At 54.4% G+C, this 15,194-nt stretch carries 13 protein-coding genes; 4 read left to right on the top strand and 9 right to left on the bottom strand.

The genetic code is table 11. The annotated features are described in order from the left end of the window. Positions 1–2: 2 nt before the first annotated feature. Both nrdH and F3J40_RS05575 read right to left on the bottom strand, forming a co-directional pair. A complete protein-coding gene (gene nrdH / locus F3J40_RS05580; protein ID WP_017349950.1) occupies positions 3–245 on the bottom strand; it encodes a glutaredoxin-like protein NrdH in 243 nt (80 codons plus the stop codon). A 331-nt stretch (positions 246–576) separates the two neighbouring features. Then, complete coding sequence (locus F3J40_RS05575) at positions 577–891, bottom strand: DUF883 family protein (protein ID WP_017349948.1); 315 nt, start codon at positions 889–891, stop codon at positions 577–579. A gap of 150 nt (positions 892–1,041) precedes the next feature. On the opposite strand from F3J40_RS05575, the gene F3J40_RS05570 reads away from it, so the two are divergent. Next, positions 1,042–1,380, top strand: a complete 339-nt coding sequence (locus F3J40_RS05570; protein ID WP_017349947.1) for a DUF2002 family protein — start codon at positions 1,042–1,044, stop codon at positions 1,378–1,380. A 115-nt stretch (positions 1,381–1,495) separates the two neighbouring features. Continuing rightward, positions 1,496–2,896 carry an S-methylmethionine permease gene (gene mmuP, locus F3J40_RS05565; protein WP_167012885.1) on the top strand — a complete coding sequence of 467 codons (1,401 nt, stop codon included), beginning with the start codon at positions 1,496–1,498 and terminating at the stop codon, positions 2,894–2,896. Between the two features lie 49 nt (positions 2,897–2,945). Here the strand turns inward: mmuP and F3J40_RS05560 are convergent, their stop codons facing one another. From F3J40_RS05560 to F3J40_RS05535, 6 genes are all read right to left on the bottom strand, one after another. Further along, positions 2,946–5,411 (bottom strand): membrane-bound PQQ-dependent dehydrogenase, glucose/quinate/shikimate family, encoded by a 2,466-nt coding sequence (locus F3J40_RS05560; RefSeq protein ID WP_167012884.1) that lies wholly within the window; start codon positions 5,409–5,411, stop codon positions 2,946–2,948. Positions 5,412–5,952: 541 nt separating this feature from the next. Next, positions 5,953–6,630 carry an ABC transporter ATP-binding protein gene (locus F3J40_RS05555; protein ID WP_167012883.1) on the bottom strand — a complete coding sequence of 226 codons (678 nt, stop codon included), beginning with the start codon at positions 6,628–6,630 and terminating at the stop codon, positions 5,953–5,955. Beyond that, entirely contained in the window at positions 6,623–7,453 is an 831-nt protein-coding gene (locus F3J40_RS05550; protein WP_167012882.1) for an ABC transporter ATP-binding protein, read from the bottom strand. The genes F3J40_RS05555 and F3J40_RS05550 overlap by 8 nt, the downstream gene beginning before the upstream one ends. Further along, a complete protein-coding gene (locus tag F3J40_RS05545) occupies positions 7,443–8,300 on the bottom strand; it encodes an ABC transporter permease (protein WP_167012881.1) in 858 nt (285 codons plus the stop codon). Before F3J40_RS05545 ends, F3J40_RS05550 begins: the two co-directional genes overlap by 11 nt. Beyond that, positions 8,297–9,343, bottom strand: a complete 1,047-nt coding sequence (locus tag F3J40_RS05540; RefSeq protein ID WP_167012880.1) for an ABC transporter permease — start codon at positions 9,341–9,343, stop codon at positions 8,297–8,299. The genes F3J40_RS05545 and F3J40_RS05540 overlap by 4 nt, the downstream gene beginning before the upstream one ends. Beyond that, positions 9,343–10,911 carry an ABC transporter substrate-binding protein gene (locus F3J40_RS05535; RefSeq protein WP_167012879.1) on the bottom strand — a complete coding sequence of 523 codons (1,569 nt, stop codon included), beginning with the start codon at positions 10,909–10,911 and terminating at the stop codon, positions 9,343–9,345. Before F3J40_RS05535 ends, F3J40_RS05540 begins: the two co-directional genes overlap by 1 nt. Positions 10,912–11,597: 686 nt before the next feature. Between F3J40_RS05535 and mgtA the strand changes: the two genes are divergently transcribed. Continuing rightward, positions 11,598–14,318, top strand: coding sequence for a magnesium-translocating P-type ATPase (gene mgtA, locus F3J40_RS05530; protein ID WP_167012878.1), 2,721 nt, complete (start codon positions 11,598–11,600; stop codon positions 14,316–14,318). A 112-nt stretch (positions 14,319–14,430) separates the two neighbouring features. Continuing rightward, positions 14,431–14,517 carry a magnesium transporter protection protein MgtU gene (gene mgtU / locus F3J40_RS25165; protein ID WP_369410919.1) on the top strand — a complete coding sequence of 29 codons (87 nt, stop codon included), beginning with the start codon at positions 14,431–14,433 and terminating at the stop codon, positions 14,515–14,517. A 41-nt stretch (positions 14,518–14,558) separates the two neighbouring features. On the opposite strand, the gene F3J40_RS05525 is transcribed toward mgtU, so the two are convergent. Beyond that, positions 14,559–15,080: a rhodanese family protein gene (locus tag F3J40_RS05525; protein ID WP_167012877.1), complete on the bottom strand. Its 522-nt coding sequence runs from the start codon at positions 15,078–15,080 to the stop codon at positions 14,559–14,561. Positions 15,081–15,194 lie beyond the last annotated feature (114 nt).

Here is a 15,194-nt window from a genome sequence, read left to right as displayed (position 1 = left end):
CGTTACGCCCCGACAGCGGCTAGCTGGCGCAGGTTCGCAATTTTGTCCGGACGGAAGCCGCTCCAGTGATCGTCATTCGCCATGACCACCGGTACCTGACGGTAACCAAGGGATTTCAGGCTGTCGATATGTTCTGGTTGGGTGTCCAGGTTGATGAGATCGTAGTTGATACCATTACGATCCATGGCATTTTTCGTGGCATTACACTGGACGCAATTGTTCTTGGTGTAAATAATAATGCGCATGATTCGTATTTTCCTTTGGGTCGCGATTAAACAGCACTTAAGCGAAGCAAAAGGGTTGACTTTTTCGCTTCGTTCCGGGTGTTGCCTAGTGTCTGGTTGATGAAGTGAATACTAGATGTAGTATTTAAAGACGTCAACACACCAGATATAGGGTTTTTAGCTTAGCTGAGACACTAGGCGGGAAAGACCAGGAATCATGCGGCCTTGGCTGATAGCAAGAGAAAAAAAAATATTTTTACCGCGAAACACGTTTTGAAAAGACTGTCGAAACCCTGCGCAAAAGACAAAAAGAAGCCCCACACGAGGTGAGGCTTTTCTTAGTCGAAATCAGTTAGCGGCGCGACACCAACAGGGCACCGATCACTAAACCGACCGCAGCGCCAATACCAACGCCATACCAGGGTTTGTCATGCACGTAAGCATCTACCTGGTAACCGGCGTCGCGCGCCGCCTGGCCAACGCGACCATTGCCGCTGAGCTTAGCGCGGGTGCGTTTTAGCAGCGCTTCTGCCGAGCTGCGGGCATTGCTGACCTCATCTTTCGCTTCGCTGCCGTAGGATTTCAGCAGTGATTCCAGCGTATCGGCCAGCTCATTCACGTCCTGGTTGATATCAACATCATCAATTTTTGGTGTTTTGTTGAACATTTTTTCGCTCCCTTTGATTTTAAACGCAATACTGAGTGTAGTAGAGGAAACGGGAAACGCTTCGGTGGGCAGCGGTTTAGGGATAATTCCGAATGCCCCCGGCAGCCCGGCTGTTGTAAGGTTGCGGGGCTTGAGAACAGAGGAGTGAGCATGTATTTACGACCGGATGAAGTGGCGCGTGTATTGGAGAAGGCGGGGTTTGAGGTGGATGTGGTTACCGCAAAAACCTATGGCTACCGCCGTGGCAACAGCTATGTGTATGTGAACCGTGAAGCGCGGTTAGGCAGAACGGCGCTGGTGATCCACCCGACCCTGAAAGAGAAAAGCCAGGTCTTTGCCGAACCGGCTTCCGAAATGAAAACCTGCGACCACTATACGCAATTCCCGCTTTATCTGACCGGAGAGAGCCACGAGCATTATGGCATCCCGCACGGTTTCAGCTCCCGCATGGCTTTGGAGCGTTATCTGCAAGGCGTATTTAGCGAGTAATCCCGCCCTGCTACATGGGGCGAGGCCAGCGTTGTGTATCTGACGTTGCAATTCTTCGAATCGCAGCGTATAAACCTGTGTCCATATAGATGTACAGACGTCCATATGGAATCTTATGACGCAACCAACGCAAACTTCAGAAACCCCATTCAAACGGACCATGAAAGTCCGCCATCTGGTGATGCTCTCACTAGGCGGCGTGATTGGCACCGGGCTGTTCTTTAACACCGGCTACATCATCTCTACTACCGGGGCCGCCGGGACGCTGCTGGCTTACCTCATCGGCGCGTTAGTGGTATGGCTGGTGATGGTGTGCCTGGGCGAACTGTCCGTCGCGATGCCGGAGACCGGCGCATTCCATGTTTATGCGGCCCGCTATCTCAGCCCCGCGACTGGCTACACCGTCGCCTGGCTCTATTGGTTAACCTGGACTGTCGCGCTGGGTTCCAGTTTCACCGCCGCCGGATTTTGTATGCAGTACTGGTTCCCGCAGGTGCCGGTCTGGATCTGGTGTCTGGTGTTCTGCCTGGCCATCTATCTGCTGAATACCATTTCTACCCGTTTCTTTGCCGAAGGCGAATTTTGGTTCTCCATCGTTAAAGTGGTGACGGTGGTGGCGTTTATTCTGCTGGGTGCGGCGGCCATCTTTGGCTTTATTCCCATGAAAGACGGCAGTGCGGCACCGGGATTAAGCAATCTCACCGCACATGGCTGGCTCCCGCACGGTATTCTGCCGATTATCATGACCATGGTGGCGGTGAACTTTGCTTTCTCCGGCACCGAATTGATCGGTATTGCCGCAGGTGAAACCGAGAATCCGCAGCGCGTGCTGCCGCTGGCGATCCGCACCACCGTTGCGCGCCTGATTATCTTCTTTGTTGGCACCGTGCTGGTGCTGGCGGCGCTGATTCCGATGGACCAGGCGGGCATCGTTAAAAGCCCATTTGTGATGGTGTTTGAGAAAATCGGCATTCCTTGGGCGGCAGATATCATTAACTTCGTGATTCTGACGGCGATCCTCTCGGCCGCCAACTCCGGGCTGTACGCGTCAGGCAGAATGCTGTGGTCGCTGGCGAATGAAAATACCCTGCCGCGCTGCTTTGCCCGGGTCAATAAACGCGGTGTTCCGATGCTGGCGCTGACCGTGAGCATGCTAGGTGGCGTGTTGGCGCTGCTCTCCAGCGTTATCGCGCCGGATACGGTATTTGTGGCCTTGTCTGCAATTTCAGGGTTTGCGGTGGTGGCGGTCTGGTTGAGCATCTGTGCGTCGCACTACATGTTCCGTCGCCGTCATTTGCAAGAGGGGAAAGGGCTGGAGGAGCTGGTTTATCGTGCGCCGCTCTACCCACTGACGCCGATTCTGGGCTTCATCCTCTGCCTGGTGGCCTGTGCCGGACTGGCATTCGATCCCTCACAGCGCATTGCGTTGTGGTGTGGCATCCCGTTTGTCCTGCTGTGCTATGCCGCTTATCACCTGACCCATAAGCGCCTCGCCGCCGCAGAAGCTGAAAGCTAAACCAAAAAAATGCCCCGGTTTTTCCCGGGGCATTAGACGTTAGCGAGCGTTAGCTTTTTTGCGGCACCTCTGGCAGCGCAAAGGCATACACTTCATCACCGCTGCGTGAACGCAGCTCACCGTGACCCCCTACCGCAATCACAATGTACTCTTTACCGTCTTTGCCCATAAAGACGGACGGGGTAGCCTGTGCTCCGGCAGGCAAGCGCGCCTGGTACAGCAGTTTACCGGTGGCGGACTCATAGACGCGCAGGTACTGGTCAATGGTAGCGCCAATGATAAACAGGCCGCTGCGCGTAGCAACACCACCGCCGAGACTCATCATGCCAGTCTGCATTGGCAGGTTATAAGGAATACCTGCGGGGCCCATATCGCGGGTGGTACCGAACTTCTGTGACCAGACTTGTTTGCCGGTTTCGAGATCGATAGCCGTCAATGTACCAAACGGCGGTGGAGTACAAGGCACTTCCGCCGGGTTGAGCCATGCGGTGATCTGCTCGACGTACGGCTGACCATAAGCCGCCGCAATGCCGTCTTTCAGGCCGCGTGGTGCGTTGTCTGTGTAGTCGGTAACCGGTTCGACCAGGCCACGTTTTTCTGCTTCGGCGCGTGGGATCAACCGGTTAGAGAAGGCCACATAGGTTGCCGGTGCAATAAAAAGATGACGCTTCAGGTCAATGGTCCCACCGGACCAGTCCGTCACGCCGTCATTGGCGGGCATACCCAGTGCGCCTTTCACGGAAGGTGCGGTGAATTGTCCCTGGTAGTCATGCTGGGCGAAATCGATACGGCACCAGAGTTGGTCGAACATCGTGCCACCCCAGACATCGGTAGCTTTCAGATGAGGTGGACCCATTGAGGCCAAACCGGCGCTATAAGGCTGCGTTGGAGAGAGCCAGTCAGACTGCTCGCCGCTCACCGGCACTTTACGCTCTTCAATCGGGAATACCGGCTTACCGGTCAGGCGGTTAAGGACAAACAGCTCACCGCGCTTGGTGGTTTGTACCAGCGCTGGAATGGTGCCGGTTCCCGTTTTGGATGGCAGATCAACCAGGGATGGGCCAACCGGAACATCCAAATCCCAGACATCATGGTGCGTAGTCTGGAAGGCCCAGACCTGCTTACCGGTATCAAGATTTAAAGCCACAACGGAACTGTTGATCTGATTATCTACCGGACGGCGCGTTTTACCCCAGTAGTCAGGTGTTGCATTGCCGGTTGGGATGTAGACCAGATTATTTTTCACATCGGCGGTGTAAGTCCCCCAGGCGTTTGGCGTACCGCGTGTGAATTGATCGCCAGGTTGCAGTTTCTCATTAGGATCTTTGCGTGCGGCATCCCATGACCAGACCAGTTGGCCGCTGACCGCATCCCAGGCACGAACCACGCCAGATGGCTCATCCAGTGCCCGGTTATCATCGACCGTTGCGCCCTCGATAATCAGGTTTTTCACCACCAGTGGCGCAGAGGTCGGGGTGTAGAAGCCCGGCTGAACCACGCCCATTCCTTCTTTCATATCGATAAAACCGTTGTGACCAAAATCGGTGCAGCGCTCGCCTGTTTTGGCATCCACGGCCATGATACGACCATCAAGTACCGGGCTAATAATGCGGGTTGCACAGGTCTGGCTGCCATCGGCGGCATGGTAGCCAGAATCGGCGGGTGCCTGCCACAAAGAGACGCCACGGCAGTTCATAAAGGTGTTGTGCGACAGATCGGCCTGGGGATCGTTTTCCCACAGGCGTTTGCCCGTTTGGGCATCCAGCGCCTGCACGCGGCCGCGTGGGGTACAGAGGTAAAGCACATTATCAACGTGCAGTGGCGTCGCTTCAAAGGCGAAGAAAATTCCTTTGTCTTTCGCCACCTGAGGCAGCACATCGCCGGTGGTGTAGTGCCACGCCACTTTCAAATCTTTCACGTTGCTGGCGTTAAGCTGCTCAAACGGCACATAGCGGTCGGCAGCATGGGTACCACCGTAGGAGTGCCACTGGCTGTTATCTTCACCATCTGGTGAGGCATCTGGCGCGTTACGATCGGCAACCCCGGTCTCTTCGACAACCGGGTCGCTGCGGTGCAGACCCCAGTAAAGGGTTCCGGCGACAATCACCAGCGCGACAACGGCCACCACAGAGCGATTGCCAGAACTCAGCGGGCCGGGTTCAGTGATTTCGCCTTTACCCCGCAGTCCACGTCGAACCCAGGGGGTAACCAGCCATGCACCCAGGAAGACAATAACGTCGAAGCGCGGCAGTAATTTCCAGCCATTGAAGCCGACTTCATACAGCGCCCAAATCACGGTATAAATCGTTAGCGCAGCATATACCCATAGCGCCAGCCGTTTACCAAGAGCCAGCAATATCCCTGTTACAAGCAAAGCAATTCCGGCGATCAAGTAGTAGGTGGTATCACCCAGCCCCACCAGTTTTCCCCCGGCAAAGATTAAGGCTAAACCAATTAATGCATAGACTATTCCGCTAATAACGGGCCGTGCCGTTATAAAGCTGTACTTAGACATGATATTTCCTTACCTCAATATGATAATAAGCGACAAAAAAATAATGAAAATCATAGGGTTATTTTGTTTGTGTCGCTGGTTTTATCAGCGTTTGTAACGCCTTGTTTTTTAATGAAATCGGATGATTTGAGTTGCACTGCACGTCCTGACGAATATTCAGGGCGATAAATATCCTCCTTAATAAAAAGGTTTATTTTTCTGAACGAGAATCAGTAATGTTTATTTACACCCATGCGTTTTCTACGGTTATTATTTCCTTTTCATCGTTAAAGATGAAAGTCATTCCGATGAAGCGCAGGGCGTGTAGTAGCCGACGAGAAAAAAATATCTGAAACAGGAATCATTATCAATAACACCCGGCTACATTTCGAATAAAAATTTCACAAAAATGTATAAATGATGGGAATGCATCAAGAAATCCATAAATGAACCTATTGGTTCGTTTTTTATTGAAATTATTTTCTTTATAAATCAGGACACAATCGTTGAAGGGAAATATGTACAACAGAAGGGATTCCCTCCAGATGGAGGGAATATTTCATCAGGCGATCAGTTCGCCGACGATTCGGCCTTTATCCATGCGCACCGCCCGGTCGCACATGTGATCGATAACATCGGGATCGTGGCTCACCAGCACCATTGTCAGGCCATCCTGCTGTTTAAGATCGTTCAGCAGGTTCAGGATCTCCGCCTGCACCGACATATCCAGCGCGGACGTGGGTTCATCCAGCAGCAGGATTTTCGGTTCCAGCAGTAGCGCACGCACAATGGCAACACGCTGACGCTGTCCACCCGAAAGCTGGTGCGGATAGCGGTCTGCCAACGCCGGATCAAGCCCCACATGGCGAAAGCCCTGCTCAATACGGTCATCAATGTTGTCACGACGCAGTATTTTTAACGGTTCAGCCAGCGTGCGGCGCAGGCGATGACGTGGGTGCAGTGACGCGTAAGGGTCCTGGAACACCATCTGCACGTCACGACGCAATGCACCGGTAAACGGTTTTCCTGGCGTCACCTGACAGCCTGCCAGGGCCATTTCACCCTGCCAGTGTGGATTCAAACCGGCCATCACCCACAGCAGTGAAGACTTACCGCAGCCAGAAGGGCCGACCAGACCAAAGCACTCTCCGGCCTGCACATTGAGATCGACATCATGCACCACGGTGCGCAGCTCGTAGCCCTGCTTATGGGCCACGTTGAGGTGGTTGAGCTTAATCACGCATAGCCTCCAGAGCAGCGCGGTCCAGCACCGGCAGCACCTGGCCATGCGTGGCTTTGCTCGGGCGGCAGGACCACAGCGTTTTGGTGTAAGGATGGGTAGCGCGTGACAGATCGGCGGCGGGCAGCGTATCCAGCAGCTGGCCCTTGTACATCACCATCACCCGCTCACAGTGCTCTGAAACCTGTTGAAGATCGTGGCTAATCAACAGCAGCCCCATGTTTCTGTCTTCCACCAGTTGGCGGATCAGACCTAACACCTGATCGCGCATCGCATGGTCAAGTGCGGACGTGGGCTCATCGGCAATCAGCAGCTCAGGATCGGTGATCAACGCCATTGCCAGCATCACGCGCTGGCCCATGCCGCCGGAAAGCTGGTGCGGATAGCGCTGCATCAACGTGCGTGGATCGGGCAGGCCGACCGCGTTGAGCATTTCGCAGACTTTCTCTTTCCGCTCCGCCCGGCCGAGCTTGCGATGCAGCTTCAGCGGCTCCTCCACCTGCCAGCCAATGGTGCGCGCGGGATTCAGAGCATACTTTGGATCTTGCATCACCATGGCCACGCGATGACCGCGAATGGCACTCCACTCGCGCTCCTGTAGCTGTAACGCATTCGCACCGACAACCTGCAACTGCTGCGCCTGCACCTGAAGCGCAGGGGAGAGCAGGCCCATCAGCGTGCGGGCGGTCAGGGATTTACCGGAGCCGGATTCACCAACCAGCGCCACGCGTTCACGGCCAATAGAAAAACTGATGTGATCCACCAGCAGCGCATCGTCGCTGCGGATCGCCAGCTTATCGACATGTATAAGATTATTTTGCATTGCGCGTATCCAGGCGGTCACGCAGACCGTCACCCGTCAGGTTAAACGCCAGGCTGGCAAGCAGAATGGCAGCACCTGGCGCTGCGGCTACCCACCACTGGTCGAAAATCACTTTACTGCCTTCGGCAACCATAGAACCCCACTCAGCCGTCGGCGGTTGCACGCCCATGCCGAGGAAGCCCAGGCCCGCCGCCGCGAGAATAATCCCGCCAAGGCTCAGTGCGGCACGCACCACCGCGGTTGGCAGGCACAGCGGTAAAATATGCCCTGCCATTAAGCGCAGGCCATTGATTCCCTGCATCCGCGCGGCGGCCAGATAGTCACTGCGGCGCAGCGCCAGCGTCTCTGCACGCGCCTGGCGAGCAAACGGCGGCCAACTGGTCAGCGCGAGGGCGAGGGCACCGTTCATGAGGCCGGGGCCAAGAATCGCGACCAGCGCCAGTGCAATCACCAGGTTAGGCAGCGACAGGAAGATATCCGTGATACGCATCAAGATGCGCTCGGTCCAGCCGCCAACATAACCGGCGGTGATGCCGATCAGCAGGCCCACCGGAATGGTCAGGATCAGAATCAGCGCCACCAGCAGCAGCGTAGGACGCACGCCGTAGATCACGCGGGAGAGCAAATCACGGCCAAATCCGTCAGTACCAAACCAGTGCGTGGCATCGGGTGGCATCAGACGCAGGTTCATGGTTTGCAGATTAGGATCAAATGGCGCGAGCAGCGGGGCGAACAGCGCCATCAGAATCAGCAGCACCACCAGCGTCAGACCAATGCTGAGCGAAGTGATGCGCGCTTTACGCCGCTTTGGGCGCACTGTTTCCAGTTCAGAGAGTTGTTGTGTCATCGCGTTCTCGGATCGGTTAACCAGGTCAGGGCATCGGCCAGCGCATTAATCAGAATAAAGCAGCCGCCAATCAGCAGCGTGGCCCCCAGAATCGCCGGAACATCGCCGGAAAACAGGGCATTGGTCATGTAGCGCCCCACGCCAGGCCAGGCAAATACCGTTTCGGTTAATACCGAGCCCTCTAACAACGTGGCGTAAGAGAGAGCAATCACGGTGATCAGCGTACCCAGTACGTTAGGGAAAATATGACGCAACAGAATACGTGTACGCCCGGCCCCTTTCGCACGTGCCAGCACCACATACTCTTTACTGCTCTCTTCTAAAAGAGCGGCACGCAACAGGCGAGTAATCCCCGCCATCGCCAGCAGGCCGAGGATCACCACCGGTAACCATAAATGGGCAATCGCATTGCGGAACATTTCGGGATCGCCGGAGAGTAAGCTGTCGATCAACACAAAGCCGGTTTTCGGTTCCAGCGTGTAGATCCAGATATCATCCAGCCTGCCAGGCCCGGCAGACCAGTGCAGCACCGCATAGAACAGCAGCAGCCCCAACAGCCCGAGCCAGAAGACCGGCACCGAATAGCCGAGCAGGGAGATAAGCCTGGCGAGGTTATCCATCCAGCTACCGGGTTTCCACGCCGCCAGCAGGGCCAACAGCACGCCAAAAAAGGCGGCAAACAGCATGGCACAAGACGCCAGCTCAATGGTGGCCGGGAAGGTGCGCAGCAAGTCCTGGCTCACCGGCTGATTGGTCAGACGTGAGATGCCTAAATCACCGTGGGCGAGATGGCTGATGTAGTGCCAGAACTGCATTAACACCGGCTGATCCAGCCCGAGATCGTGCCGCACCTGGGCGTAGGTCGCTTCGCTGGCGTGATCGCCTGCGATCTGCTGCACCGGATCGATCGGCGAGAAGTGCGACAGCATAAACGTAAAGGCCAGCAACCCCAGCAGGGTGACCAGCAAAGAGAGCAGGCTGGTGGCGATGCGCCCCAGCCGATGACCGAAAAGCCGGGCGGACCCGGCGTTAGCAACTGCCATTACTTAGTGACCTGTGAGTAATAAACCATATCCGGGTTAATACCCTGCTCGTAGCCCTTCAGATTGCTGCGTAGGGCAATCAGGTTGCGTGCCTGGAGGCCAATTACATACGGTGAGCTCTTCAACACTTCACGCTGCATGGCTTGATACAGCACCACGCGCTTCGCCGGATCGCTCTCTGCCGTGGCTGCCAGCGTCTGTTTGCTCAACTGCGGAATGTGCCAGTCAGAGCGGTAGGCAATGGTTTTGCTGCCATCTTCCGGGTTATAGGCGAAGGACGCGGCGTTGGTATTCGGGTCAAAGTAGTCTGCACCCCAGGCATTCAGGGTCGCCTGATACTTGTGTGCTTTGACGTTGGTGGAGACTTCGGTGCTGATACCCGGTTCAATCACCACCTTCACACCACCTTTCGCAAAGCTCCCTTGCAACGCCTGCGCGATGTCCAGATACGGAGGCTGGTTGCTGGTGGAGAGGGTAAAGGTCACGTTGGTCAGACCGGCCTTCTGCAAAATCGCTTTGGCTTTTTCCGGATCGTACTTATATGGCGTGTCATTCAGCGCGCCAGGGAAGCCCTTCGGTAAGAAGGTCTGGTGTACATCAAACTGGCCTTTTAACAACTGTGTGGCAATGCCTTGATAGTCGAACAGATAGCGTGAAGCTTCCCACAATGCCGGGTTTTTCAGCACATCATTGGCACCGACATTGAACTGAATGTAGTAGAGCGAAGCCATCGGGTAAGCGGCGGTGGTGACGTCGTTTTTGCCTTTCAGCGCCGCAATCTGGTCTGCGCCCAGGTTACGTGCGATATCGGCATCCCCTTGCTCCAGCAGCAGGCGACGCGTGGCCGGTTCCGGTACGTTTTTGATCATCACATTTTTCAGCTGCGGCGCACCGGCGGGTGACGTCGGGTTCGCCGTCAGCAGTAACACTTCATGCAGCTTAGCGAGGCGAATTTGGTAAGGACCACTGCCCGCCGAATGGGTGGCAAGCCAGCCGTTGCCGAAGTCGCCATTTTTCGCATTGGCAGAGACGGTCTTCTCATCAACGATAGAAGAGACCGGGGCCGACAGCAGGCTCAGCACATACGCCGGGCTGACGTTGGCGCTCCAGCTGATCTCTACGTGGTCATCATCCACTTTCTTGAGGTAGCTATCGACGTTCTCTTTATTCCAGCCCAGTTGGGTCAGGATAAAGGAGGGATCGAGGTTCAGTTTCACCACGCGGCCGAGTGAGAAGATCACATCTTCCGGACGCAGTGGGTTACCGGAAGCAAACTTCGCATCTTTACGCAGTGCAAACGTCAGGCTGCGGTTGTCTTTGCCCGCCTGCCAGCTGGTGGCGAGTGTCGGTTCCAGCTTGATCGGATCTTTTGGATTGGACTGTACCAGGCGCTGATAGATGTTAGTGAAAGCTTGTACGCTGGTGAGTTCAAACCCTTTAGCCGGGTCGAAGCTGTCTGCATCATCAATGGACTGGGCGATCACCAGCGTGTCTTTAGGTGTAGCGGCCTGAGCTGCAAAAGCGGCAGCTAACGTCAGTGCCAGCAGGGAAAGTGTTGTTTTTTTCATGGGAAATCCTTGCTTTAAGAGTTACCGCGAGTGTACGTAAGGGCTGTAAACAAGAATAGTCAATTGTAGAGAAACGTTATGCATAAAATGGATAAGCATTGTCATTTTGGTTATAAGGGAAAAAAGCGCCAGCTTAAGGCAGCCGATGGGCAATTCTGACAACGAAAAGTAAACAACAAAGATTGAGTTAAAAATATACTTTACTTTGGTTACTACCTTCCTATAATTACCGGCAATTACACATCAGGAGAATTCAGTTGGACAGTCACCCCTTATTTAAAAACATTAAGGCAAGCTGAAGCACTGATCTCTCTTTGCTGCTTGCCGACCTGGCGGGTAGCAATCCTCAAATTGACGATTGTCTCCCTTTAGTATGCTTATATGACTAATGAGATATCGTTATCATGATTCTATTCCTGTACGCCCTGTTTCCTCCGCCCTTGAATTAAAAGGGTTTTATCCGATCGCGGATGGTTAATGCACTGTTCATTCTTCTTTTCACAAATGAGGAATGCATAACGCTGTCTGCTTTCAAATTTTAATTATGGTCTCCATTTCATTGCTGTAATGAAAGGGCTAGCCATGCTTATTTTTTTTAACTGATGACTTTCAGTTAATTATATCCGTTTCCTGGTGATTTTTTTAACCAGGGGGAATCAACGCATTTTAAATCTGGAGAATGTCAAATGACTGACATGAAAATTGAAACCCAGAAAAAACAACTCAAAGATATCAACGCCTCCAGCCGTCGGGTGAAAAAAGTCTTACCCATTGACGCTGAAGCGCAGGCGACCCTTGAGCAAACTTTCCAACGTCTGCACAGCAGCCCTGCGGGTCTGAGCGCCAGCGAAGCGGAAGCGCGCCTGCAAATCTATGGTGAAAACGCCGTAGCACATGAACGCGCACCCCATGCCATCGTTCAGCTGCTGGGGGCATTTAATAATCCGTTCATCTATGTGTTGCTGGCGCTGGCGCTGGTCAGCTTCACCACTGATTTCTGGCTGCCTCTGCGCCGGGGTGAAGAGACCGATTTAACCGGTGTCACCATCATTTTGACCATGGTAACGCTGAGTGGCCTGCTGCGCTTCTGGCAGGAGTTTCGTACCAACAAGGCGGCGTTGGCACTGCGTTCCATGGTGCAAACTACCGTCACTGTGCTGCGCTCTCCGCGCGCAAACAGCGAGCCTCAGCAACAGGAAGTGCCGATCGAAACGCTGGTGCCAGGCGATGTGATCTGCCTTTCCGCCGGGGATCTGATCCCGGCGGATGTGCGGTTGATCCGATCTCGCGATCTGTTTATCAGCCAGGCCATTTTAAGTGGAGAAGCGCTGCCGGTAGAGAAAACCGATCTCAGCGGTACATCCGACAGCCAGGCGGGCAGCAGCGCAACTTTGCCCTTGCTGGATCGCGGTAACGTCTGCCTGATGGGCACCAACGTTGCCAGCGGCACGGCGCAGGCGGTTGTGATTGCCACTGGCGCTGAAACCTGGTTTGGTTCACTGGCCAAAACCTTGGTCGGCAGCCGGACACAAACCGCCTTTGACCGGGGTGTAAATAGCGTGAGCTGGTTGCTGATCCGCTTCATGCTGGTGATGGTGCCCGTGGTGTTGCTGATCAACGGCTTTAGCAAAGGCGACTGGATGGATGCCACGCTGTTTGCTCTGGCGGTGGCGGTGGGCTTAACCCCAGAAATGCTGCCCATGATTGTCAGTGCGAATCTGGCGAAAGGGGCGATTGCCATGTCCCGGCGCAGAGTGATTGTGAAACGCCTGAACGCGATCCAGAACTTTGGCGCGATGGACATTCTGTGTACCGACAAAACCGGTACGCTGACTCAGGACAACATTATTCTGGCTCAGCATCTGGATAGCCGGGGTACCGACAGCGGCAGAGTGCTGCGCGATGCCTGGCTGAACAGCTACCACCAGAGCGGCAGCCGTAACCTGATGGATCGTGCCATTTTGCGCTTTGCGGAACAGCAACTGAGCACACAAGTGGCGCAGCGCTTTACCAAAGTGGACGAACTGCCGTTTGATTTTATTCGCCGTCGCGTCTCTGTGGTGGTGCAGGATCAACGTGATGACAGCCAGCGTCTGATCTGTAAAGGTGCGGTAGAAGAGATGATGGAGCAGGCGGTTGCGGTACGTGAAGGCAACGATATCATCGCGCTGACCGATGTCCGCCGTGAAGAGATTATCGCGCTGTCAGAACGTTTTAATCAGCAAGGGTTCCGCGTGCTGCTGCTTGCGACCCGTGAGCTGGGGCCAGCCGGGTTGCAACAGCCGCTGCACAGCAGCGATGAGCGCGATTTTGTGATTGAAGGCCTGCTGACCTTCCTCGATCCACCGAAAGAGAGTGCGAATCGGGCCATTAAGGCGCTGCATGAAAACGGCGTGGCGGTGAAAGTGCTGACCGGTGATAACCCGATTGTGACCGCGCGGGTGTGCCAGGAAGTAGGTATTGATAGCAGCGAAGTCCTGACCGGCCCAGAAATTGAACGCATGGATGATGAGGCGCTCCAGATCGCCGCAGAACGTTGCACCGTGTTTGCCAAACTGACACCGCAACAGAAATCCCGCATTCTCAATATGTTGCAGAAAAATGGTCATACCGTCGGGTTCCTCGGTGATGGCATCAATGACTCACCCGCACTGCGTGAAGCGGACGTTGGGATTTCCGTTGATAGCGCGGCGGATATCGCCAAAGAGTCATCTGACATTATCCTGCTGGAAAAAGACCTGATGGTGCTGGAAGAGGGGGTAATAAAAGGGCGTGAGACTTTCGGCAACATCATCAAATACCTCAACATGACCGCCAGTTCGAATTTTGGCAACGTGTTCTCGGTGTTGGTGTCCAGTGCGTTTATTCCCTTTTTACCGATGCTGGCGATTCACTTACTGATTCAGAACCTGCTGTACGATATCTCCCAACTGGCGCTGCCATGGGACAAAATGGACAAGGAGTTTTTACGTAAACCACGTAAATGGGATGCGGGTAATATCAAACGCTTCATGCTGTGGATTGGGCCAACCTCATCCATCTTTGATATCACCACCTTCGCGCTGATGTGGTATGTGTTCCACGCCAATACTCCGGCGGTTCAGGGACTGTTCCAGTCCGGCTGGTTTATTGAAGGGTTACTGTCACAGACGTTGGTTGTGCATATGCTGCGTACGCAAAAGATTCCGTTTATTCAGAGTCGTGCGGCGCTGCCAGTGATGTTAACCACAATCTGTATTATGGCGATTGGCATCGGCCTGCCTTTCTCTCCGCTGGGGAGCCTGGTGGGATTACAGCCACTGCCATGGGAATATTTCCCCTGGTTAGTCGCTACCCTGTTCAGCTACTGCGTGGTGGCTCAGGGCATGAAAATGCTCTACGTCAAACGCTTTGGCCAGTGGTTCTGAGGAGGCACGTATGCAGACAGATGAAAACAAAGTGTGCCAGCTCTGCCTTGGGCTGAGCGGGATCCTGATTGCAATATCGGGGATCTGCATGTTGTTGACGTAGGAGAATGCTATGCGTAAATCTTCTCTGAAACCGGTATTTGGCTCAATGGTGTTACTGCTGGTGATATTGGTGATCCTCACCGTGGTCATTCGGTAATGTCAGGCCCGCAGCGCGCTCAGGCTGCGGGCCTGGTTTTTTCACCCTTGCCGGTTCCACGGCAACCTTCCTAACAGACGAGCCATGCCACACCAGCCGGTCACGCCCGCAAAAATCTGTCCTGCTCCAATCAGCGAAGGCAGAAAATAGAAATAATACGAAAAGGCTGAACCCAGCAACACACCGGCCATGATCATAAAGCCGGTCAGCATCTGCACCTGGCGGGTGAGCGGCAGCGGTAATGAGGGATTGAATACCGTGATGAATTGCGCTTTTTTCCAGCCGTTTAACCCATTTTTCAACATGCAGACTTCCGCGCCCTGCGCCATAACCTTGAGCCGTGCAGCCAGCGCAGCGGTCCGTTGCCCGGTCTGGCAGTAAAACACCACCTGTTTACCCACCAGCGGCAGATGCGACAACACACCGCTTTCACTGCAAGGAAACGGCAATGAAAGTGCGCCCTGAATATGTTCCAGTTGCCAGGCATCGGTATCGCGAATATCAATCAGTAGCGCCCCTTGATTAAGTAACGGTTGAATCTCAAGTGGGGTGAGGATTTTCATGGCGAATTCCAGCGGGAAGGTAAATGGACGCGGCAGGGTAGCGGGATAAAACGCGCACAAACACAAGACCAGGCTTGTTTGTGGGTTGCGGGTATTTTCCGTCTGTAGCTATCT

It is taken from the genome of Candidatus Pantoea multigeneris, assembly GCF_011752615.1.
GTDB classification, from domain to species: domain Bacteria; phylum Pseudomonadota; class Gammaproteobacteria; order Enterobacterales; family Enterobacteriaceae; genus Pantoea; species Pantoea multigeneris.
This window is presented reverse-complemented; position numbering and strand designations above follow the sequence as displayed.